Source organism: Seohaeicola saemankumensis (assembly GCF_021021435.1).
In the GTDB taxonomy this organism is placed as follows: domain Bacteria; phylum Pseudomonadota; class Alphaproteobacteria; order Rhodobacterales; family Rhodobacteraceae; genus Seohaeicola.
Window position 1 is genome coordinate 129,811 of sequence record NZ_JAINWI010000004.1, and the last position, 20,017, is coordinate 149,827.

The following is a 20,017-nucleotide window of genomic DNA, read 5'->3' on the forward strand; positions in this document are numbered from 1 at the left end:
TTTTGTCATTACACGTTGACCTGAAACGCAATCACGTCAGCGTGGGAACTTGCTTCAAACCGCAGGTTTCTGGCGTGACAGTTGCACCGCCAGAATACCGCCCGCAATGATGATCACACCAACCACATCGGCAAGACCTAACGACTCGCCCAAGAGAACCGCAGCAATCGCGACACCGAAGAACGGGTTCAGGAAGTGGAAGGTCGCCGCCTTCACCGCCCCGATCTGGTTCACTAGCGTGAACCAGACCCATGTTGCGGCCAGACCGGGAATAAGGGTGGTGTAAAGGAAAGCGACAACAAGCTGCCAGTTCCATGTGACCTCAACAGTCTCCAGTGCCACCGACGCCACGGCCAGAACTGCCGCACCCACGAACATCTGCAAGCCGACGATCATCATGACATTGCCACCCGATGACGCGCCGCGCACTGACAGGGTTGCGACTGTCAGGGCTGCCGCCCCAAGGACGCAGAGTGTCAGCCCGTAAAGATCGACACCGGCATCCAGCCTTGCGCCCATGATCAGCCCGACCCCGAGAAAGCCCAGCACAAGCCCGATCAGGCCAAGTCGCGGCAGGCGTTCGCGAAAGATTGCCCATCCCGCGAAGGCCACCATCAATGGCATGCTGGACGCGATGATAGATGCCAGCGACGCCTCAACTGTCTGCATCGCTACAAAGTTCAACCCGAGATACAGCGCATTTTGGCATATGCCGAAAATGATCGTGGCCTTCCATTGCGCGGGCGTCAGACGGAAGGTCTGGCCAAGTGCCAAAGCGATGGCAACACCGATGATCCCCGACAGAAAAAACCGCAGGGCAAGTGACCCCAGAGGAGGCGCATACGCGACGATAACCCGTGCGGAAGTGAAGGCAGATGACCACATGAGGGCAAACAACATCCCCATGACAATTGCGCGAATATTCAACTTGCTGTCTGCCTGTCTGCCTGTCTGCCTGAGGGTCATTCTTGCGACGCATGGCCTGAAAAGCAAAAAGGCCGCCGTGGGGGCGACCTTTTCGGAAAATCGTCAGGGATGCAAGATCAGCCGTTAACGCTGTCTTTCAGAGCTTTCGCAATGGTCATCTTCACAACCTTGTCAGCGTCTTTCTGCATCTGCTCACCCGTGGCGGGGTTGCGGACCATGCGCGAGGGACGCTCGCGGCAATAGATCTTGCCGATACCGGGCAGGGTTACTGCGCCGCCGCCGCCAACTTCACGGGTGATGATCGAAACAACCGCATCCAGCGCGCTGCCGGCGGTTTTCTTGTCTGCGCCCATCTCTTCAGCCAGAGCGGCAACAAGCTGGGTCTTAGTCATCGGTTTTGCCATTTCTTGGTCTCCTTAAACTGCCCGATCTGTTGGGGCTCATTTGCGATATTTAACTGTATCTCGTGTCTAAACACAACGAATAGTGGCTCAACACAAGATCAAAACGTGCCGAAAGTGGGTTTTTTCGTGGTTCAGGCGGTGTTTTTTGCCCTTCAGAGGAACGCGGTCTCGTCAAAACTGCGTAATTTGCGGCTGTGGATACGCGCAAGCGGCATATCCCGCAAGCGTTCCATCGCCCGAATACCGATCATTAGATGCCGTGCGACCTGTGTTTTATAGAAGTCCGAGGCCATTCCGGGCAGTTTCAACTCGCCATGTAGCGGTTTGTCCGACACGCAAAGCAACGTGCCATAGGGCACCCTGAAGCGGAAACCGTTGGCCGCGATGGTCGCGCTTTCCATATCAAGCGCGATCGCGCGGCTCTGGCTCAGACGCTGGACAGGGCCTGTCTGATCACGCAATTCCCAGTTGCGGTTATCAACAGACGCAACCGTACCTGTCCGCATGATCCGCTTGAGGTCGTAATCCTCAAGCTGGGTTTCCTGCGCAACGGCTTGTTGCAGCGCGATCTGGATTTCTGCCAAGGCAGGGATTGGCACCCAAATTGGCAGGTCGTCATCCAGCACCTTGTCCTCGCGCAGGTAAGCATGGGCCAGCACGAAATCGCCAAGGCTTTGGGAGTTGCGAAGACCCGCACAATGGCCAACCATAATCCATGCATGCGGACGCAGCACCGCAATGTGATCCGTCGCGGTTTTGGCGTTCGACGGCCCCACACCGATATTGACCAACGTGACCCCCGCCCCGTCAGCCCGTTTCAGATGATAGGCTGGCATCTGCGGCACCTTGTCGACAAGTGTCAGCGGGGTATCCGGATCACTGATCTCGACATTTCCAGTGCTCACGAAACTGGTATAGCCGCTTGCAGGATCGGCAAGGGCGCTGCGGGCATAGGCCTCGAATTCGGACACGTAAAACTGGTAGTTGGTAAACAACACATGGTTTTGGAAATGTACCGGATCGGTTGCGGTATAATGCGCCAGCCGCGCCAGCGAGTAATCCACGCGCTGTGCTGTAAAGGCCGCCAGAGGCTCAGTACCATCCGGCGGCAGCTTGTAGGTTCCGTTGACGATATCGTCGTTGGTATTGCCAAGGTCAGGCACGTCAAAAACATCGCGCAGGGTAAATTCTGCAGCACCTTCCTGCGGCACTGTCATGGAAGGATCGTTCGCAACGGCAAAATGCACCGGCATCGGGGTCTCGGACAGTCCGATCTGGACCGGAACGTCGTGGTTATGGATCAAAAGGCCGATTTGCTGCTCCAGATATTTGCTGAACAGATCAGGCCGTGTGATGGTTGCCGCATGTGCGCCGGGACGCGACACATGGCCAAAGCTCAAACGACTGTCGACCTTGGCATGGCTGGATGTGACAATCCGTATCTCGGGATAGAATGCGCGGTACCTGCAACCAGGATGACCCGACTGCATCGTTTGTGCGAACCGGTCGCAAAGAAATCGCGTGGCGCCCTCATATAGACGGCCAAGATGCGCCACGGCTTCTTTCGGATCAGTAAAGCTTGCAGGTCCAGGTAAATCAGGCGTGATCACCTGCATGTCGTTCTGGTATCGCGTCATCATCTGCCCCGGCATTCTGTGCCACCACTGGCGGGCAGCCTATCAGCACACCGTGACATTTCAGCACCCTGTGATCAAGGTGATCAAGCAGCGTCGAAATCCAGAACCAGACGGTCACTCGTGGGCCGCGCCTGACAGGCAAGGGTAAAGCCTGCCTCAAGCTCCCAAGGTTCCAACGAATAGTTTACCGCCATCTCGGCACTGCCTTCGGCAACCTTACAGCGGCATGTGCAGCACATTCCGCCCTTGCAGGAGTAGGGCAGCTCCAGGCCCTGCCGTTCGGCTGCTGCCACGACGTTGTCGTCGTCAGCTTCGACCTTGAACTGGCGCCGCGTTCCGTCCAGCACCACCTCGACGGTGACACCATGCACGGCGGCTGCCTCGGCCTGGGCTGACCGCGGCGCGCGCTGAACCTCGCCCGCCTGAAAGAAGCGCTCGAAATGCACGTGGTCTTTCGGAATACCCTTGGTATCAAGCATCAGCGCAACATCGTCGATCATATCGCCGGGTCCACAGATAAAGATCCCATCCGCCCCGGCCAGATCAACTGCTCCTGCTTGCGCCAGCGCCGCAAGCTTGTTGCCCGTGATACGACCATTGAGCAGCGCCACATCCTGCGGTTCGCGGCTGAGGATATGGATCATGGTGAAGCGGTCCACATAGCGGTCCTTCAACCCGTCGAGCGCGTCGCGGAACATGATCGAGCCGGTATTCCGGTTGCCATAGACCAGTGTGACTTCGGCCCCTTGCGCCAGCGCGTCAGCGGCCATGGCGACCATCGGCGTGATGCCGGATCCGGCGGCGATCAACACGACCCGTGTCGCGCCCCTGCAGGTGAACCGGCCTTCCGGTGGCATCACCTGTATCCTGTCTCCCGGTTTCAAGCTTTGCGCAAAGCTTGAGAACGCGCCGCCCTCGACATGTTTGACACCGACGGTCAAAGGTTTGCCCGGCAGACTGGCGATCGAGTATGAACGCCGGATATCCTGATCTTCCACAATGGCGCGCAGGGTCAGATACTGCCCGGGCACCCATGCAAAAAACTTGTCTAAAGCTTCTGGCACATCAAAGGAAATCGCCACGGAATCGGGCGTTTCAGCACGCACCTCGCGGATGGTCAGTTCGTGGAACATGTGCGGGGTCCTTCTGTCGTCAGATGCATTTGAAATAGTCGAAAGGCTCGGCACAGGCGCGGCAGCGGTAATGCGCCTTGCAGGCTGTCGATCCGAACTCGCTTAGTTTTTCAGTGTCTGTGCTGGCACATTTCGGGCAAGGCACTGTCACCTCGCCGAACAGAGACCGGATCGAACCTGAAGATTTCTCGGGCGGTGCGATGCCGTATTCACGAAGCTTCTCGCGCCCATCCTCTGAAATCCAATCGGTGGTCCATGGCGGGCTGAGCAGGCGTTCGATTCTGGCCTCGAAACCTGCATCCCGCAAAGCCGCCTCGACTGCCAGTTCAATCGCCAGCACGGCGGGACAGCCCGAATAGGTTGGTGTCACTCCCGCCACGGCCACGCCGTTATCGACCCTGACCCAGCGCAATATGCCCAATTCAGCCACTGTGACGCAGGGCACTTCGGGGTCGGGGACAGCGGCTGCCGCCTCCCATGCCGCCTCGGCGCTGCCCTGCCAGCAGACAGTCACCAGCGCGCTCCGGGATGGGCGCGGTGGACGACCTGCATTTCAGCCAGCAAATGGCCAAGAGTTTCGTTGTGGATGCCCTGCCGCCCACCACGCTGGGCATAGGCCGCTTCAGGCTGTGCCAGCAACGCCTCGGCGAACACCTCGGCCACGGTGCGATCCCATGTGGTGCGCAGAGCATCGCGCAACGGCAGGACGCCTGCCGCCTCGGCCTCTTGCGCAGCGTCCGAACTGTCGAACAGTTCGTCTACATAGATATGCAGCGCCTCGACCGCGTCGCGCATCCGTGCGGCGCTTTCATCGGTACCGTCACCCATGCGGATCACCCATTCACCCGCGTGCCGGATGTGGTAGGCCATTTCCTTTTCCGCCTTGCCCGCGACCCCGCGCACGGTCTCGTCCGTGCTGTCCAGCGCCGCCAGCCAATAGGGGCGCATGAACGCCGCAAAGTAGAACTGGCGCAGCATCGTATGGGCAAAATCCTCGTTGGGGCGCTCGACCAGCAGACAATTGCGATATTCCCGCTCGTCGCGCAGATAGGCCAGATCATCCTCAGACCGGCCTTTGCCTTCCAACTTGCCCGCGTGATCATAGAGCGTCCGCGCTGTGCCGATCAGGTCCAGCCCCATATTGGGCAGGGCCAGATCCTCTTCCAGCATCGGCGCATGGCCGCACCATTCGGATATGCGGTGGCCAAGGATCAGATGATCGTCGGCTATTTCCAGCAACGCTTCGAATTCAGCCATTACATATGCCCCACATCGTCAGGGATCTCGTAGAAGGTCGGATGCCGATAGATCTTGTCGGCGGTCGGCTCGAAATTCTCGGCTGTCTGGTCAGGGTCAGATGCTGTGATCGCTGCCGAAGGCACAACCCAGATCGAATTCCCTTCGCCGCGACGCGTATAGACATCGCGTGCCGATTGCAGGGCCATCACCTCGTCTGCGGCATGCAGGCTGCCGACATGTTTATGCGCCAGACCATTGCGTGGACGGATGAACACTTCCCAAAGCGGTGTTGTCGCAGTCATCGCCTGCTCCTTCTTCTTGCATGAAATATCCCGGGGGAGTCCCACAGGGACGGGGGCAGAGCCCCTATTTGTGTTACTCGGCTGCGATCTTGCGCGCGCGGCGCTTTTCGGCATGGGCAAGGGCTGCCTCGCGGACCCATGCGCCATCTTCCCACGCCTTTTTGCGGGCCTTGATCCGGTCGCGGGCCATCGGACCGTGGCCTTTGACCACCCGCCAGAATTCATCCCAGTCGATGGGGCCATGATCGTAACCACCCTTTTCCTCGTTCCATTTCAGGTCGGGGTCAGGCAGTGCCAGGCCAAGATATTCCGCCTGCGGTACGGTGGCGTCTATAAATTTCTGGCGCAATTCGTCGTTGGTAAAGCGCTTGATCTTCCACGCCATCGACTGGTCGGAATGCTGGCTATCCGCATCATGCGGGCCGAACATCATCAGCGATGGCCACCACCAGCGGTTCAGACTGTCCTGCGCCATCGCCTTTTGTCCGGGCGTGCCTTGGGCCAGTGTCATCACAATCTCGTAGCCCTGACGCTGGTGAAAGCTCTCTTCTTTACAGACACGGATCATCGCGCGGGCATAGGGGCCAAAGGAACAGCGGCAAAGAGGAATCTGGTTCATGATCGCCGCGCCATCGACCAGCCAACCGATGGTGCCCATATCAGCCCAGTTCAACGTCGGATAGTTGAAGATCGAGGAATACTTGGCTTTGCCCGACAGCAATTCTTCTGTCATCTCCTCGCGGCTGACACCCAGCGTTTCGGCGGCGGAATAAAGGTAAAGGCCATGCCCGCCCTCGTCCTGTACCTTTGCCAACAGGGCGGCCTTGCGGCGCAGGCTTGGCGCGCGGGTGATCCAGTTGCCTTCGGGCAGCATGCCGACAATCTCGGAATGCGCATGCTGGCCGATCTGACGCACAAGCGTGCGGCGATAGCCCTCGGGCATTTCATCCTTGGGTTCGATCTTTTCCTCGGCATCAATACGTTGCTGGAAACGTGCCAGAAATTCCGGCGTTTCCTCGGTCCGGCCATCGGCACCGATCAATCCTTGTGAATACATGGAAGTTCCTCCGTTCGCGCAATCATTATATGTTACGAAAATCTTATATCAAATCACTTTTTGTAACGCTTGCTTTCCTGCGTTGACCGACACATCTATCGCGGATGGAAAAAACACTTTTATCCTTTGGACATGGCTACTCGGCGCGGGCGCTTGCAAGGCGGCTTTTGCCTCAGGGTTGGACCGTGTTCGGTACGACTCGCAACCCCGATAAGGCGCGCGCTTTGCGGGCAGAAGGCGTGACCCCGATTCTCTGGCCGGACGGTGATGTCAGGGTGGCTTTGTCGAAGGCAAGCCATGTGTTGTGTTCTGCCGGCCCCGAAGCCGAGGGTGATCCCGTTCTGGCCCTTTTCCGCGAGCATATCGCGCGGGCCGCGCCGCGTCTGACATGGGTCGGCTATATGTCGACAACTGGCGTTTATGGCGATTTCGATGGTGACTGGGTTGACGAAGACACCCCCCTTGCCCCTTCAACTCGTCGCGGGCAATTGCGTCTGGCCGCTGAACGAGAATGGCAGTCCATTGATGGGTTGCCCCTGCATATTTTCCGGCTGGCCGGTATTTATGGTCCCGGAAGAGGCCCATTCGAGAAAGTCCGCAACGGCACGGCGCGCAGGATCATCAAACCCGGTCAGGTTTTCAGCCGCATCCATGTCGATGACATCGCGCAGGTGCTTGAAGCGTCGATCGACAGACCGGAGAGTCGCGCAATTTATAACCTGTGCGACGACGATCCGGCCCCGCCGCAAGACGTGATCGGCTACGCCGCCGAACTACTGGGACTGCCTCAGCCCGAGGAGGTCGCCTTCGAGAAGGCAGACCTGACACCGATGGCGCGCAGTTTCTACGCCGAGAACAAGCGGGTCAGGAATGACCGGATCAAATCGGATCTCGGTATTAAGCTGATCCATCCAGATTACCGCCATGGCCTGAGGGCCTTGCTTGCCGAGGAAACATCGTGACCCTGATTTCTCCCTTGACGCCAGAAGAAGGCCGACCGGACCCCGAGATACAGGTGTCATTGACGGCACTTCTGGCCGCCATCCGGCCAAAAGCCAATGAGGAGTGGCTGACGCTTGGGGAAATTCTGTCCCGTATCGGGCAGCGGTCTTTCGCCGCAAGCTTGCTGGTGATCGCGCTTTTGATGGTCTCGCCGCTTTCGGCAATTCCCTTTTTGCCGTCACTCGTGGCGGTCGTGATCCTTCTGATCGCAGGTCAGGCCATTCTGGGACGTCATCACCTCTGGCTGCCACGTATCCTGATGCAACGCAGTGTTTCCGCCGAAAAACTGGCGCGCGCCGTGGACTGGCTGGCCAGACCGGCAGCATGGATAGACGCGCATCGCAGCGGGCGCTGGGTCGTTCTGACGCTCTGGCCGATGTCGTCACTGGCCTATCTGGTGATCATCGCAGTTGCCCTGACATGGCCGCCTTTGTCTTTCGTGCCGTTTTCGACGACGCTGAGCGCGGTAGGTATGGCCATGCTGGCCGCAGGGCAAACGCTGCGGGATGGCATTTTCGTCCTGTTCGGCTATGCCTATCTGACTCTGCTGATCACTGGCGTCAGCGTGGCTGTAGCAGGCGTTCTATAGCGCCTAACCGTGCCGCGACAGAACCTCGACACCCAGAACCTGCAGGACTTTTGCCTCGATATCTGCAGCGTTCAAGCCTGCCGTGGCATACATATCCTCTGGGTTGGCATGGTCTATAAACGTATCTGGCAACACCATCGCGCGGAACCGCAGGCCGGTATCAAAGACACCTTCATCTGACAGAAGCTGCGCGACATGACTGCCGAAACCGCCAACTGCCCCTTCCTCAATCGTGATCAGTGCCTCGTGGTCCTGCGCCAGTTGCAGGATCAGGTCTCGGTCCAGCGGCTTGGCAAAGCGGGCATCGGCCACGGTCGGCGTGACACCCCGCGCCGACAGGGCCTCACAGGCGGTCCTAACCTCGGACAGGCGCGTGCCGAATGACAGGATGGCTACGCGTTTGCCTGTCTGGATCATACGGCCTTTGCCGATCTCGAGCGTCTCGCCGCGCTCGGGCATCGTCACGCCGGTGCCATCGCCCCGCGGAAAACGGAAGGCAATGGGACCGTCATCATGCGCCGCAGCCGTTGCAACCATATGCACCAGTTCTGCCTCGTCCGCAGCGGCCATTACGACAAAGCCCGGCAGGTTCGCCAGAAATGCAACGTCGAATGCACCCGCATGGGTCGCGCCATCGGCACCGACCAAACCGGCACGATCAATCGCAAAACGAACCGGCAAACGCTGGATCGCCACATCATGCACAACCTGATCGTACCCACGTTGCAGGAAGGTTGAATACATGGCGCAGAAGGGGCGCATCCCGCCCGCCGCCAATGCCGCCGAGAACGTCACGCCGTGCTGTTCGGCAATACCCACATCGAAACAACGCGACGGGTAGCGCTCGGCAAACAGGTTCAGGCCGGTACCGTCCGGCATTGCTGCTGTCACCGCGCAGATACGGCTGTCGCGTGCAGCCTCATCCAACAAGGCCCGCGCGAAAACCGAGGTATAGCTAGGTGTGTTGGACGGTGCCTTTTTCTGCTCGCCAGTCAGTACATCGAACTTGGCGGTGGCATGGCCACGATCGCGCGCAGCCTCGGCAGGGGCATAGCCTTTGCCCTTCTTGGTGATCACATGGATCAACATCGGGCCCGTCGCGCGGGCCTTGACCGTCCGCAATACAGGCAACAACTGATCCAGATCATGTCCGTCGATGGGGCCGATATAGGAAAAGCCCAAAGCCTCGAACAAGGTGCCGCCTACCGCGAAACCCTTGAGCAGGTCCTTCGCGCGCTTGGCCCCTTCACGGAAAGGCGGCGGCAGCAGACTGACCGCACCCTTGGCCGCCGCCTTGAACTCCTGAAACGGCTCGCCCGCATAAAGGCGGCTCAGGTACGAGGACAAAGCCCCCACCGGCGGGGCAATCGACATCTCGTTGTCGTTGAGGATCACGAAAAGCCGTTTCTTCAGGTGACCCGCGTTATTCATCGCCTCGAACGCCATGCCCGCTGACATCGACCCGTCACCGATCACCGCAATCGCATCACCCAGCCCGCTATCTATGCTGCCACCCAGATCACGCGCCACGGCAAAGCCCAGTGCCGCACTGATCGAGGTCGAGCTATGGGCCGCGCCAAAGGGATCGTAGGGCGACTCGGACCGCTTGGTAAAACCGCTCAATCCGTCTTTCTGGCGCAGGGTACGGATACGGTCGCGCCGTCCTGTCAGGATCTTGTGCGGATAGCATTGATGGCCCACGTCCCAGATCAGCTTGTCCCGCGGCGTATCGAACACAGCATGGAGCGCCACCGTCAGTTCCACAACACCCAGACCGGCGCCCAGATGCCCCCCCGTGACCGACACAGCCGAGACCGTTTCCGCGCGCAGTTCATCAGCGACGCGCCGCAACTCTTCGTCCGAGAAACGCTTGAGGTCGGCAGGCAGATGGACCTGATCCAGCAGCGGTGTTTGGGGTGTGTTCGTCATATCGACCCCTCCGGGGGTTTTTCGTCCTAGCTGTCGCGGGCAATAACGAAGCGTGCCGCATCCCGCAAGCTGTCCGCCTCGGGGCCGTAAACGGACAACGCCACTATCGCGCGATCAATGAGGTCGCTTGCGCGCTGTTGCGCGCCTGCAAGACCCAAAAGCGAGACAAAGGTGGCCTTTCCCGCATCCGCATCTTTCTGAAGCCGTTTGCCCGCAATATCCTCGTTGCCCGTCACATCCAAGATGTCGTCTGCAATCTGGAAAGCAAGGCCCAGCGCTTGCGCATAGTGCCGCAAGGGTGCCGTATCAGCGCGCGCCATGAGGGGCCCCGCCGTAGCAGACCACTGGATCAGGGCACCGGTCTTGCCGTCTTGCAATGCGATGATCTGGTCCAGCGTCAGCGGGGTCGCAGCAGTCTCGGCCGCGATGTCCAGTGCCTGACCCAGAACCATGCCCTGCGCGCCTGCGGCTTGCGCCATCGTCAGCACCAGATCGGCGCGCACTGCGGGATCGCGATGGCATTCCGGCCGCGCCAGACATTCGAAAGCCAGGGTCTGCAAGGCATCACCGGCCAGCACAGCGGTCCCTTCGTCCCATTTGATATGGACGGTTGGCCGGCCACGTCGCAGATCGTCATCATCCATGCAGGGCAGATCGTCGTGCACAAGACTGTAGGCATGGACCATTTCGATCGCTGCGGCGGGCCAGATCGCTTGCGCTGGCGGCACACCGTGCAAGCGCGCCCCTTCCATTACCAGAAAGGCGCGCAACCTTTTCCCGCCCTGACAGGTATAGCGCATGGCAGGGGCAACGGGGCCTTCAAGCGGCGCCATCACATCATCCAGATGCGCCTGCACCTGTGCTGCAACATCGTCTAGTCTTGCGCGGAACACTTACAGCCCTTCAACAGGCGTGGTGCCGACTGGCTGGCCTTCACCATCCAGTGTGATCGCGGCAACCTTCTCCTCGGCTTCTTTGAGCTTGGCCTCGCAACGCTTCTTCAGCTCGGCCCCCCGCTCGTAAAGATTGATGGATTGATCCAGCGCGACATCGCCACGCTCAAGCTGCGCCACGACAGTCTCAAGCTCTTTCATGGCTTCTTCGAAGCTCATCTCGGATACGGGCCTGTCTGTCATGCAATCCTCGTCAAATCGGGTTGTAGTGACCATAACGACGCCTCCGCCAAGGTTCAACAGGCCAGCAGCTCAAGTCACCTGACCAGTTGACCGGACATGTCAGCCTGCCCATGATCGCCCGCATGGATATCGTCACACCCCATGCCCAGCAACACCCTGATCAGGCCGCCGCAGCATTGGCGCACCTGTCGGAACTGATTGCGACAGACCCTGCATTACAGACTGCCGAGGTGGGACGTATATTGCGGCTTGTTCCCAAACGCAGGGCCATCGTAGCGGGTTGGCTGCACGGGTCACCGGCCGTGTTCCGGTTGTCTCTGCATCCTGATGAAACGGCCGGATTTGCACGACAGTGGAAAGAACTGCAACGGGCCCAGAGCTTCATGGCGGCAGGGCAGCACCGGATCGCGGCACCGCTCGCCTTGGCAGCGGAAGGACAGGTGCTGGTCGTCAGCCTTGCTCCCGGCCATCCGATGCTGGAACTGGTCTGGGGACTGGAACCGCCCGAGCGTCTGGCACATCTGCGAGCAGCGGCGCAGTGGTTGTCTTGCTATCAGGCACCCACAACCGAGCATTCGCCTGTTTTGTGGAAGGGCTGGTTCAAAAAGGCCGAAGCGGCACTGGCCCGTCAAACGCATGCGTCCTTGCAGGAAATGGAAGCCCGCGTCTTGCGGCGGATGAAGGCGCTTGGCCGCCGTTTGCAAGAGCAGGAAAGCTGGCGCACGGCCATCGGGCATGGCGACTTCCACCCCAACAACCTCATTGTGTCGGAAGGCGTGCTGAACGGAATCGACCTTGGCGGGTCAAGCCGCATCCCGATTTACAAGGACATGGCGCGGTTCCTGACGCATATGGCGCGGCGCGGCACTACCATTTCAAGCGAGCGGCGCTTTGGCGTGGATGCCGCCACCTATGCGGCTTTTGTCGATGCCTTCGCACTGGACCGGCGCGAGGCAGAGCTATGCCTGCCCTTCATGATCTGTTTCGAGACCCTGATCAGGGTCGAACATCCCGATATGCCACCTGCGCGGGTCAATCACGCCCTGACAATGGCCAAGGCTTTGCAGGCCGATATCAAAGCGGTTCTGTAGCACAAAGCAGGCGTCAGCCGCCTTTTGCCATCAGGATATCCACATGCGTCGCAACCGACAGCGCGAGCGCGTCAAGATCATAGCCGCCCTCGAGCACGGATACGATCCTTCCGTCGCAAACCTCACCGGCCAGATCACAAAGACGGTTGGTCAGCCATGCGAAATCCTCGGTCGTCCACCGCAATTGGGCCAGAGGGTCGTCCTTGTGCGCGTCAAAGCCTGCCGAGATCAGGATCAGCTCGGGCTTGAGCGCGCGCAGGATGGGAAACACCCGACCCTCATAGGCTGTCCGCATCGCGGCTCCGCCGCTGTCAGGCTCAAGCGGGATGTTGAAGATCGTATCATGCGTCCCGCGTTCATCCTCTGCGCCGGTGCCGGGCCAAAGCGGTGACTGATGGGACGAGAAAAACACCGCGCGCGGTTCGTTCCACAAAAGATCCTGCGTTCCGTTACCGTGATGAACATCGAAATCCACCACCGCGATACGCGACAGGCCATAAGTGTCCAAGGCATGTTTAGCAGCGATCGCTACTGTCCCGAAGAGACAGAACCCCATCGCAGTCTCGCGCTCTGCGTGGTGTCCGGGCGGGCGGGCGGCCACGAAAGCATTTTTCACGTCACCCGTCATCACAGCATCAACAGCGGCAACAGCGCCGCCAACCGCCCGACGCGCTGCCTCGACCGAGCCGCGCGACATATGGGTGTCGGCATCAATCTGGTTCCAACCCGATGCAGGCTCTGATGACGTGATCCGGTCGATATAGGTTTGTGGATGGCAACGCAGGATGTCCTCATCCCCGGCCAATGGCGCTTGAAACCGGACCAGACTGGCAAAGCGGCCGCCCTGCAAGGCGCGCTCGACATATGCCAGACGCGCCACCTGTTCCGGATGTCCCGGAGGCGTCACGTGTCCCGAAAAGGCTTCATGCGTCCAAAGCCCTGTTGTCATGGTATACTTCCCCTGTTCATCTTTCCAAAAACACTCGATCCCGACCTCTGGCTGCGATCAATCCGGTGCGAGCATGTAACCGGCCCCACGCACGGTTTGCAGATAGCGCGGCTGTTTGGGATCGGCTTCGATCTTGCGGCGCAGACGTGTGATCTGCACATCGACCGCGCGCTCTTGCGCCTGATCACGGTCGCGGCCCAGATCCTCGACAAGCTGCATGCGGCTGACCGGTTCACCCGGACGGGCCGAGAATATCCGCATTAACTGCGCCTCGGTTGCGGTCAGGCGGATCAGCCCGTCACCTTGCCACATTTCTCCCCGCTCGATGTCATAGCGCACGGCCCCCAATTGCAACACCTTCGGCGCCGTATTCACAGGAGCGGCCTCAGGCATGCGGCGCAAAATGGCGTTGATCCGCAACAGCAGTTCTTTCGGCTCGAAAGGTTTGGCAAGATAATCGTCTGCCCCCGCCTCAAGCCCAGCGATGCGATCCGACGTGTCGCCTTTGGCCGTCAGCAACAGGATCGGCGTCTGCATGGTTTCACGCAAGCTACGGGTCAGGCTGACGCCGTCCTCGCCGGGCATCATCACATCCAGCACGATCATGTCAAACTCCAGCCCTGACAGGACACGCCGTGCATGCCCGGCATCCCGTGCAGCCGACACCATGAACCCGTGCCGCATCAGGAACTTTTGCAGCAGCCCGCGAATTCTTTCGTCATCGTCCACAATCAGCAGATGGGAATCCTGTCTGCTCATATGCCGCTTTCCTTCAGGGCCTGATACTTCCGGCGCAATTCGGTATCCATCATCGATTCCAGAACCTGCCTGAAACCCGCAACAGCTTGCGGGCCTGCCGCTCGATAGGCGGCCCGCATCCGTGCGCGCTGCGCGTCCGAGAGTTTGCGCTCCAATGCGGCGCCAGCCTCGGTCAGGTAGAGATGACGCTCGCGCTTGTCAGATTTGCCTACTTTGCTTTGCACAAGCCCGTCTTCTACTAGCGTTCTAAGGACACGGTTCAGCGATTGTTTGGTCACGCCAAGCAGGATCAGCAAGTTGTTCACCGTCGTTCCCGGCGCGCGGTTGATGAAATGGATCGCGCGATGATGCGCCCGCCCATAAGCCAGTCCGGCAAGAATGCGGTCGGGATCAGCAGTAAAACCTCGATAGGCGAAAAACATTGCCTCGATCCCTTGCCGCAACTGTTCGTCCGTCAGGAACAGAAGCGTTTCACCACCTGGTGCGTCTGACATCATGCCTTCCCCCCTTGGTTTGGACTGGTATGGTTCAGCTTTTGCTGTCGCGATCCGTTTCAAAACCGCACAGGATCAAGGCAGTTTAAGTCAGTCTTGTTGACATTCCAAGAAGTAACTGGTAGCGAATCGCAGTTTCCGCGCAACTTTATGTCCGATGTGGACGTAATTCACGCAACTTTCAAAAAAGCACGCTAGGGAGTGACACATGGCTGGGTATGACGATCGCGACGGCAAGATCTGGATGGACGGGCAGTTGGTAGACTGGCGCGCGGCCAATGTGCATATCCTGACCCATGCCATGCATTATGCAAGTTCGGTTTTTGAAGGCGAGCGTTGCTATAACGGCAAGATCTTCAAAAGCCGCGCACATTCCGAGCGCCTGCATTTCTCGGCAAGCTGTCTGGATTTCGATATCCCCTATTCCCTGGATGAGATCGAAGCAGCCAAGAAAGCTGTGCTTGAGGCCAACGGCCTGACCGACGCCTATGTGCGTCCGGTTGCATGGCGCGGCGCTGGCGAGGATATGGGTGTTTCCTCCGCGCACAATCCGGTGCATCTGGCCATCGCGGTCTGGGGATGGGGCAATTACTATGGCGATGCCAAGATGAAGGGCGCGAAGCTGGATATTTCCAAGTGGAAGCGCCCCTCGCCCGAGACCATCCCCGTGCATGCCAAGGCGGCAGGGCTTTACATGATCTGCACCACGTCGAAACACACGGCCGAAGCCAAGGGGTGCTCTGACGCGTTGTTCATGGATTATCGCGGCTATGTGGCCGAAGCGACAGGTGCCAACATCTTTTTCGTCAAGGATGGCGAGGTTCATACGCCGCTGCCGGACTGCTTCCTAAACGGTCTGACCCGCCAGACAGTGATAGGCATGCTCAAAGACAAGGGCATCACGGTGCATGAGCGGCACATCATGCCCGAAGAGATGGAGGGCTTCCAGCAGTGCTGGCTGACCGGCACTGCCGCCGAAGTCACACCCGTGGGGCAAATCGGCGATTACAATTTCGAGGTTGGCGCACTGACCCGAGACATCGCCGAAAGCTACGAAAAGCTTGTGAGAAGCTGATCCTTTCCTTCGGCCGAATAGAAAGGGACGCCGCTGCGCGTCCCTTTTTCAATGTCAGTCCGGCTTCATCCCACGTTGAAGCTTGGCCATACCGCCGATCCAGCGGTCGTAATTCTCGACCTTGGCGCGCATGTAATCTGCGACAGCGGGATGGGGCAGGATAACAAAACGCTCATCCCGGATACCGTCAATGGCCGCCTCCGCGACAGCCTCGGCGCTCAGGACTCCATCACCCAGTTGGGGACCGTCGGGGATACCTTCAAGCATTGGTGTTGCCACACCCTGAGGGCAGAGCATCGACACACGGATACCATCGTCGCGATGCCCGATCGCAAGGCTTTCGGCAAAGCCCACAGCCGCGTGTTTGGTCGTTGAATAAACGGCTGACCCGACTTGCGACAACAGACCCGCAGCTGAAATCGTATGAAGAAAATACCCGCCGCCCCGCGCCTTCATGCGCGGGATCAGAACCCGCGCTGCATGGACGTGAGCCATGACATTCACAGCCCATGCGCGGCCCCATACCTCTGGATCGGCAAAGGCGATGTTCTCGAATGTGCTGTCCATACCGGTCGCGATTCCAGCGTTCGAGCACATGATATCCACAGGGCCATGGGCCGTCTCGACATGGTCGATCAGGCGGGCGATCTGGTTAGCGTCCGAAACATCACAAATGAGCGCCTCATCTACCCCTTGCGGGGTATCATCGGGCAAACGCAGATCCGCAATAACCACTCGCGCAGCGCCTGCGCGCGTCAGGGCTTGCGCCAATGCCAGTCCGATACCCTGCGCTCCGCCTGTAACAAGCGCGACCTTGCCGGTGATCTCCATCAGGTCAGCCCGGGGTCATCCCGCGCATCCGCTCGGACCGGCGGCGCAGAAGTTCCACGGTGGTCAGCAAGGCGATCGAGATTACAACCAGAATGGTCGCAACGGCCAGAATGGTCGGGCTGATCTGTTCGCGCAGACCGATGAACATCTGCCAAGGCAGTGTTTTCTGACCGGCGGAACCGACAAGGAGCACCACAACGACCTCGTCAAACGAGGTGATGAAAGCGAACAGACCACCCGAAATCACACCCGGCAGGATCAGCGGCATCTGGACCCGGAAGAATGTTGTAACCGGATTAGCGCCCATATTAGCCGCAGCCCGCGTCAGCGAGTTGTCAAAGCTCGACAACGTCGCGGTAACAGTGATGATCACGAAAGGTATCCCCAATGCAGCATGCGCCAGCACCACCCCCGCATAGGTTCCTTGCAGCCCTAGGTCCGAGAAGCCGAACGGGCGCGAGTAGAAAAAGAACATACCGGCAGATGTGATAATCAAGGGAACGATCATCGGTGAAATCAGCAATGCGGTGATCTGCTTGCGGAATGGCACATGCGGTTGCGTCAAACCGATCGCGGCCAAAGTGCCCAAGGTCACCGCAAGAAGCGTGGCCAAAGGCGCGATGATCAACGAGTTGGTCAGCGCCTGTATCCACGAATAGTCGCCATTCGCGCCCATGAAGTCCCGATAGTGCTTTAGCGAGTAACCCTCGGGATCAAGCCGCAGCATTTCCGGCGTGAAGGTAAAGAAATTTTCGGCGTTGAAGGATAGTGGGATGATGATCAGGATCGGAAAGATCAGATAAAAGAAGACCAGCCCGCAGATGAGGCGGAAGGTGTAAAACCAGATGCGCTGGCCGGTAGTTGCGTAAATTGGAAGTCTCGAGGCCATATCAGTTATCCCAGCTTCACGTTATCGACGCCGACAAGCTTGTCGTAGATGTAGTAGAGGACCAGAATGACCACCAACATCAGCGTTCCCAATGCTGCAGCCAGTCCCCAGTTTCCGGATACGGCGAACTGGAAATAAATCCGGTTCGAGATGAAAGTGCCATCTGCGCCACCTACAAGCTCCGGCGTGATGAAATAGCCGACAGCCAGAATGAACACCAAGAGAGCGCCCGCGCCGATACCTGCCGTGGTCTGCGGAAAGTATACGCGCCAGAACGCAGTCCAGTTCGAGGCGCCCAAGGATTTCGCCGCGCGCAGATAGGAGGGTGGGATCGTTTTCATCACGGAGTAGAGCGGCAGGATCATAAACGGCAGCAGGATATGTGTCATCGCGATGATCACACCTGTCTGGTTGTTGATAAGCGGTAGCCGTTCGGCAAAGCCCAGCCATACCCAGAAATTGTTGATGACCCCTTGATCCTGCAGCAGGATTTTCCAAGCCGAGGTTCGGACCAGTAGTGAAGTCCAGAAGGGCAGCAGCACCAGTATCAGCAACAGGTTCGAGGTTCGCACGGGCAGGTCTGCGAGCAACCAGGCGACGGGGTAGCCCAAGGCCAGCGTACAGAATGTGATCAGCAAGCTCAGGCCCAGCGTACGCAGCATCAGCTTTTGATAGATGCGTTGATCGGGGTCTTTGAACCGAATTCCCTCCGAAGTGCGTTCAGCGTCGAAGGCAGCAAGGAAATAACTGGTCGTATAATACCCCGAGTTGGCTTTGATCGAGGCCCAGTATTCGATATTGCCCCAGTCATCATTCAGGTCCAGAAATTTTTCCTTGAACGGACCATCGTTCTCAAGATCCCAGCGAGAAACCGGCCGTCCTGCACTGCGGAAAAGTGATGAAAATCCGGGGGATTCGTAATTGAAGCGGCGGCCAAGCTGTGTATGTGACCTATTCTCGAAGGCAGCCGCCAAATCGATCGCCATACCGCGATAAACCTCTTCGGGCGGTGTTTCACCCGAACGCGGATCCCAATCCTTTATCGAAGCGACAACATTCGGCATCAGGTCGGGGATATAATCAACGCCCGCTGTATTCTGCACAGAGCGCATCAGCATCGAGCCGATAGGCGCAACGAATGAGACCATGACAAAGACCAGAAGCGGGGCGATCAGGATCAACGCCCGTATCTTCTGTTTTCGCAAGGCCTGATTCAGGCTCTGTTTCAGCGGTTTTCCGTCTGCAGACAGAACCGGAGCGTCAAGCGATGCGTCGGACATATGTTTCCCCGTCAGTATAACTGGCACCTGTTATCCGATGCCTTTTCTGGCCTTGGCAAAATCGGTCTACTACCGGCTTAGCGAAGGCCCGCGCAGCGGCAAACCGCGCGGGAAGTGGAAGAGAGCCGCAAAGCGCTCTTCCTCAAGTGCTACGATTACTGCAGTAGCCATGCCTGGAATTGAGCATCCAGATCGTCACGGTAGCTGGCCCACCATTCGAAGTTGAACACGAAAGTGTTCACCGAGTTGGCAGGATCGGTGGGCATGTGCGGCTTCATGTCGACGCCAAGTTCGGCATGCTGACCCACCAGCGGTGCGGAGGATGCGCGTGCGGGACCGTAAGAGATATAGGCGGCCTGATCAGCAAGACGCTGGGTGTCGGTCGCGAACTCGACGAAATCCATCACACGGGCCAGACGGTCTTCAGGCAGACCGGCGGGAATGATCCAGCCGTCCAGATCGAACATCTGCCAATCCCACAGCATACCGATCGGCTGGTCCTGCTCGACGATGGCCGAGAACAGACGACCGTTATAGGTCGAGCCCATCACGACTTCACCATCTGCCAGAAGCTGCGGGGTTTCCGCGCCGGCCGACCACCAGATCGTGTCGTCCTTGATGGTTTCCAGCTTTGCCAGCGCCTGTGCTACGCCTTCAGGTGTTTCGAGGGTGTCATATACATCCTCGATTGCGACGCCATCGCAGATCAGCGCCCATTCCATGTTACCGATCGGGCGCTTTTCGAGCGAGCGCTTGCCGGGGAATTTTTCGGTGTCGAACACATCGCAAACCGACGTGGGGGCTTCGGACACCAGATCAGTGCGGTAGCCGAAGGTGGTCGAGAACACGATCTGCGGGATGAAGCAGTCACCGATCAGTGTATCGCCGAAATCCTCGGACGCGGGCGTACCATCGGGGGCTGCGGCCAGCATCTCGTCGGGGTTGATCTCCATCGCCAGACCTTCATCGCACAGGCGCAAGCCATCGGCGGCGGTCACGTCTACCAGATCCCATGTGATGTTGCCTGCTTCGGACATGGCCCGCAGCTTGGTCACCGCCTCGGCCGAGCTTTCGTCGGTGATGACGTTCAGGCCGGGATTATTGGCAACATAGGGTTCGATATAGGCTTTGACCTGGCTGTTCTGATAGGCCCCGCCCCAGGATACAACTGTCATGCTGTCGGCCATGTTATCTTGTGCAAAAGCGGCTGCCGCCACCATCGTGGCCCCGGTGGCCAGAAGAGTTGTCTTGAGTTTCATATTACACTCCTTGTTTAAGCCCGTTGTTCTGCGCG

General features: G+C 58.9%; 21 protein-coding genes and 1 pseudogene. 4 read left to right on the top strand and 18 right to left on the bottom strand.

Annotated elements, in window-relative coordinates:
- Nucleotides 1-54: 54 nt before the first annotated feature.
- The 8 genes from K7H22_RS02505 to paaA all read right to left on the bottom strand — a co-directional run bounded on the left by K7H22_RS02505 (nucleotide 55) and on the right by paaA (nucleotide 6,699).
- A complete protein-coding gene (locus K7H22_RS02505) occupies nucleotides 55-927 on the bottom strand; it encodes a DMT family transporter (protein ID WP_230799152.1) in 873 nt (290 codons plus the stop codon).
- Between the two features lie 116 nt (nucleotides 928-1,043).
- Complete coding sequence (locus K7H22_RS02510; protein WP_230799153.1) at nucleotides 1,044-1,331, bottom strand: HU family DNA-binding protein; 288 nt, start codon at nucleotides 1,329-1,331, stop codon at nucleotides 1,044-1,046.
- Nucleotides 1,332-1,483: 152 nt separating this feature from the next.
- Nucleotides 1,484-2,968, bottom strand: a complete 1,485-nt coding sequence (locus tag K7H22_RS02515; RefSeq protein WP_230799154.1) for an AMP nucleosidase — start codon at nucleotides 2,966-2,968, stop codon at nucleotides 1,484-1,486.
- A gap of 83 nt (nucleotides 2,969-3,051) precedes the next feature.
- Nucleotides 3,052-4,101 (bottom strand): 2Fe-2S iron-sulfur cluster-binding protein, encoded by a 1,050-nt coding sequence (locus K7H22_RS02520; protein ID WP_230799155.1) that lies wholly within the window; start codon nucleotides 4,099-4,101, stop codon nucleotides 3,052-3,054.
- 19 nt (nucleotides 4,102-4,120) lie between these two features.
- The gene (gene paaD, locus K7H22_RS02525) at nucleotides 4,121-4,615 is read right to left on the bottom strand and encodes a 1,2-phenylacetyl-CoA epoxidase subunit PaaD (RefSeq protein ID WP_230799156.1); all 495 of its coding nucleotides are present in this window, start codon (nucleotides 4,613-4,615) and stop codon (nucleotides 4,121-4,123) included.
- The gene (paaC, locus tag K7H22_RS02530) at nucleotides 4,612-5,358 is read right to left on the bottom strand and encodes a 1,2-phenylacetyl-CoA epoxidase subunit PaaC (RefSeq protein ID WP_230799157.1); all 747 of its coding nucleotides are present in this window, start codon (nucleotides 5,356-5,358) and stop codon (nucleotides 4,612-4,614) included. The genes paaD and paaC overlap by 4 nt, the downstream gene beginning before the upstream one ends.
- Complete coding sequence (gene paaB / locus K7H22_RS02535) at nucleotides 5,358-5,642, bottom strand: 1,2-phenylacetyl-CoA epoxidase subunit PaaB (RefSeq protein WP_230799158.1); 285 nt, start codon at nucleotides 5,640-5,642, stop codon at nucleotides 5,358-5,360. The genes paaC and paaB overlap by 1 nt, the downstream gene beginning before the upstream one ends.
- 73 nt (nucleotides 5,643-5,715) lie before the next feature.
- Nucleotides 5,716-6,699 (bottom strand): 1,2-phenylacetyl-CoA epoxidase subunit PaaA, encoded by a 984-nt coding sequence (gene paaA / locus K7H22_RS02540; protein ID WP_230799159.1) that lies wholly within the window; start codon nucleotides 6,697-6,699, stop codon nucleotides 5,716-5,718.
- Between the two features lie 104 nt (nucleotides 6,700-6,803).
- Between paaA and K7H22_RS02545 the strand changes: the two genes are divergently transcribed.
- On the top strand, nucleotides 6,804-7,661 hold the full coding sequence (locus tag K7H22_RS02545; RefSeq protein WP_230799160.1) for an SDR family oxidoreductase: 858 nt from the start codon (nucleotides 6,804-6,806) through the stop codon (nucleotides 7,659-7,661).
- Nucleotides 7,658-8,290, top strand: coding sequence for an exopolysaccharide biosynthesis protein (locus tag K7H22_RS02550; RefSeq protein ID WP_230799161.1), 633 nt, complete (start codon nucleotides 7,658-7,660; stop codon nucleotides 8,288-8,290). Before K7H22_RS02545 ends, K7H22_RS02550 begins: the two co-directional genes overlap by 4 nt.
- Nucleotides 8,291-8,293: 3 nt before the next feature.
- On the opposite strand, the gene dxs is transcribed toward K7H22_RS02550, so the two are convergent.
- Genes dxs through K7H22_RS02565 form a run of 3 tightly spaced genes read right to left on the bottom strand, consistent with a single transcriptional unit; the run spans nucleotide 8,294 to nucleotide 11,355 of the window.
- Entirely contained in the window at nucleotides 8,294-10,219 is a 1,926-nt protein-coding gene (gene dxs / locus K7H22_RS02555; protein WP_230799162.1) for a 1-deoxy-D-xylulose-5-phosphate synthase, read from the bottom strand.
- Between the two features lie 26 nt (nucleotides 10,220-10,245).
- Nucleotides 10,246-11,112, bottom strand: a complete 867-nt coding sequence (locus K7H22_RS02560) for a farnesyl diphosphate synthase (protein ID WP_330165824.1) — start codon at nucleotides 11,110-11,112, stop codon at nucleotides 10,246-10,248.
- A complete protein-coding gene (locus K7H22_RS02565) occupies nucleotides 11,113-11,355 on the bottom strand; it encodes an exodeoxyribonuclease VII small subunit (protein WP_230799356.1) in 243 nt (80 codons plus the stop codon).
- Between the two features lie 86 nt (nucleotides 11,356-11,441).
- Here K7H22_RS02565 and K7H22_RS02570 point away from each other — a divergent pair, with 86 nt between their 5' ends.
- Nucleotides 11,442-12,446 (top strand): phosphotransferase, encoded by a 1,005-nt coding sequence (locus K7H22_RS02570; RefSeq protein WP_230799163.1) that lies wholly within the window; start codon nucleotides 11,442-11,444, stop codon nucleotides 12,444-12,446.
- Between the two features lie 13 nt (nucleotides 12,447-12,459).
- On the opposite strand, the gene K7H22_RS02575 is transcribed toward K7H22_RS02570, so the two are convergent.
- The 3 genes from K7H22_RS02575 to K7H22_RS02585 are packed head-to-tail and all read right to left on the bottom strand — an operon-like array spanning nucleotide 12,460 to nucleotide 14,648.
- Nucleotides 12,460-13,395 (bottom strand): histone deacetylase family protein, encoded by a 936-nt coding sequence (locus K7H22_RS02575; RefSeq protein WP_230799164.1) that lies wholly within the window; start codon nucleotides 13,393-13,395, stop codon nucleotides 12,460-12,462.
- A gap of 57 nt (nucleotides 13,396-13,452) precedes the next feature.
- Nucleotides 13,453-14,154: a response regulator gene (locus K7H22_RS02580; RefSeq protein WP_230799165.1), complete on the bottom strand. Its 702-nt coding sequence runs from the start codon at nucleotides 14,152-14,154 to the stop codon at nucleotides 13,453-13,455.
- Nucleotides 14,151-14,648: a MarR family winged helix-turn-helix transcriptional regulator gene (locus tag K7H22_RS02585; protein WP_230799357.1), complete on the bottom strand. Its 498-nt coding sequence runs from the start codon at nucleotides 14,646-14,648 to the stop codon at nucleotides 14,151-14,153. The genes K7H22_RS02580 and K7H22_RS02585 overlap by 4 nt, the downstream gene beginning before the upstream one ends.
- Nucleotides 14,649-14,856: 208 nt before the next feature.
- Between K7H22_RS02585 and K7H22_RS02590 the strand changes: the two genes are divergently transcribed.
- Complete coding sequence (locus tag K7H22_RS02590) at nucleotides 14,857-15,723, top strand: branched-chain amino acid aminotransferase (RefSeq protein ID WP_230799166.1); 867 nt, start codon at nucleotides 14,857-14,859, stop codon at nucleotides 15,721-15,723.
- A gap of 54 nt (nucleotides 15,724-15,777) precedes the next feature.
- Here K7H22_RS02590 and K7H22_RS02595 read toward each other — a convergent pair whose 3' ends face one another.
- The 4 genes and pseudogenes from K7H22_RS02595 to K7H22_RS02610 all read right to left on the bottom strand — a co-directional run bounded on the left by K7H22_RS02595 (nucleotide 15,778) and on the right by K7H22_RS02610 (nucleotide 19,982).
- A complete protein-coding gene (locus K7H22_RS02595) occupies nucleotides 15,778-16,554 on the bottom strand; it encodes an SDR family NAD(P)-dependent oxidoreductase (protein WP_230799167.1) in 777 nt (258 codons plus the stop codon).
- 4 nt (nucleotides 16,555-16,558) lie between these two features.
- Nucleotides 16,559-17,422 (bottom strand): annotated as a pseudogene (locus K7H22_RS02600) (ABC transporter permease); the annotation flags it as partial.
- A 26-nt stretch (nucleotides 17,423-17,448) separates the two neighbouring features.
- Nucleotides 17,449-18,723: an ABC transporter permease gene (locus K7H22_RS02605; protein WP_230799169.1), complete on the bottom strand. Its 1,275-nt coding sequence runs from the start codon at nucleotides 18,721-18,723 to the stop codon at nucleotides 17,449-17,451.
- Between the two features lie 155 nt (nucleotides 18,724-18,878).
- Nucleotides 18,879-19,982, bottom strand: coding sequence for an extracellular solute-binding protein (locus K7H22_RS02610; protein ID WP_230799170.1), 1,104 nt, complete (start codon nucleotides 19,980-19,982; stop codon nucleotides 18,879-18,881).
- Nucleotides 19,983-20,017: the final 35 nt, after the last annotated feature.

Bases quoted from the DNA above. Each gene is read 5' to 3' on its own strand.
- K7H22_RS02515 (WP_230799154.1), bottom strand. From the start codon at position 2,968: ATGACGCGATACCAGAACGACATGCAGGTGATCACGCCTGATTTACCT.
- K7H22_RS02575 (WP_230799164.1), bottom strand. From the start codon at position 13,395: ATGACAACAGGGCTTTGGACGCATGAAGCCTTTTCGGGACACGTGACG.
- paaB (WP_230799158.1), bottom strand. From the start codon at position 5,642: ATGACTGCGACAACACCGCTTTGGGAAGTGTTCATCCGTCCACGCAAT.
- paaA (WP_230799159.1), bottom strand. From the start codon at position 6,699: ATGTATTCACAAGGATTGATCGGTGCCGATGGCCGGACCGAGGAAACG.
- K7H22_RS02605 (WP_230799169.1), bottom strand. From the start codon at position 18,723: ATGTCCGACGCATCGCTTGACGCTCCGGTTCTGTCTGCAGACGGAAAA.
- K7H22_RS02590 (WP_230799166.1), top strand. From the start codon at position 14,857: ATGGCTGGGTATGACGATCGCGACGGCAAGATCTGGATGGACGGGCAG.
- K7H22_RS02585 (WP_230799357.1), bottom strand. From the start codon at position 14,648: ATGTCAGACGCACCAGGTGGTGAAACGCTTCTGTTCCTGACGGACGAA.
- K7H22_RS02610 (WP_230799170.1), bottom strand. From the start codon at position 19,982: ATGAAACTCAAGACAACTCTTCTGGCCACCGGGGCCACGATGGTGGCG.
- K7H22_RS02510 (WP_230799153.1), bottom strand. From the start codon at position 1,331: ATGGCAAAACCGATGACTAAGACCCAGCTTGTTGCCGCTCTGGCTGAA.
- dxs (WP_230799162.1), bottom strand. From the start codon at position 10,219: ATGACGAACACACCCCAAACACCGCTGCTGGATCAGGTCCATCTGCCT.
- K7H22_RS02595 (WP_230799167.1), bottom strand. From the start codon at position 16,554: ATGGAGATCACCGGCAAGGTCGCGCTTGTTACAGGCGGAGCGCAGGGT.
- paaC (WP_230799157.1), bottom strand. From the start codon at position 5,358: ATGGCTGAATTCGAAGCGTTGCTGGAAATAGCCGACGATCATCTGATC.
- K7H22_RS02580 (WP_230799165.1), bottom strand. From the start codon at position 14,154: ATGAGCAGACAGGATTCCCATCTGCTGATTGTGGACGATGACGAAAGA.
- K7H22_RS02520 (WP_230799155.1), bottom strand. From the start codon at position 4,101: ATGTTCCACGAACTGACCATCCGCGAGGTGCGTGCTGAAACGCCCGAT.
- K7H22_RS02565 (WP_230799356.1), bottom strand. From the start codon at position 11,355: ATGACAGACAGGCCCGTATCCGAGATGAGCTTCGAAGAAGCCATGAAA.
- K7H22_RS02545 (WP_230799160.1), top strand. From the start codon at position 6,804: ATGGAAAAAACACTTTTATCCTTTGGACATGGCTACTCGGCGCGGGCG.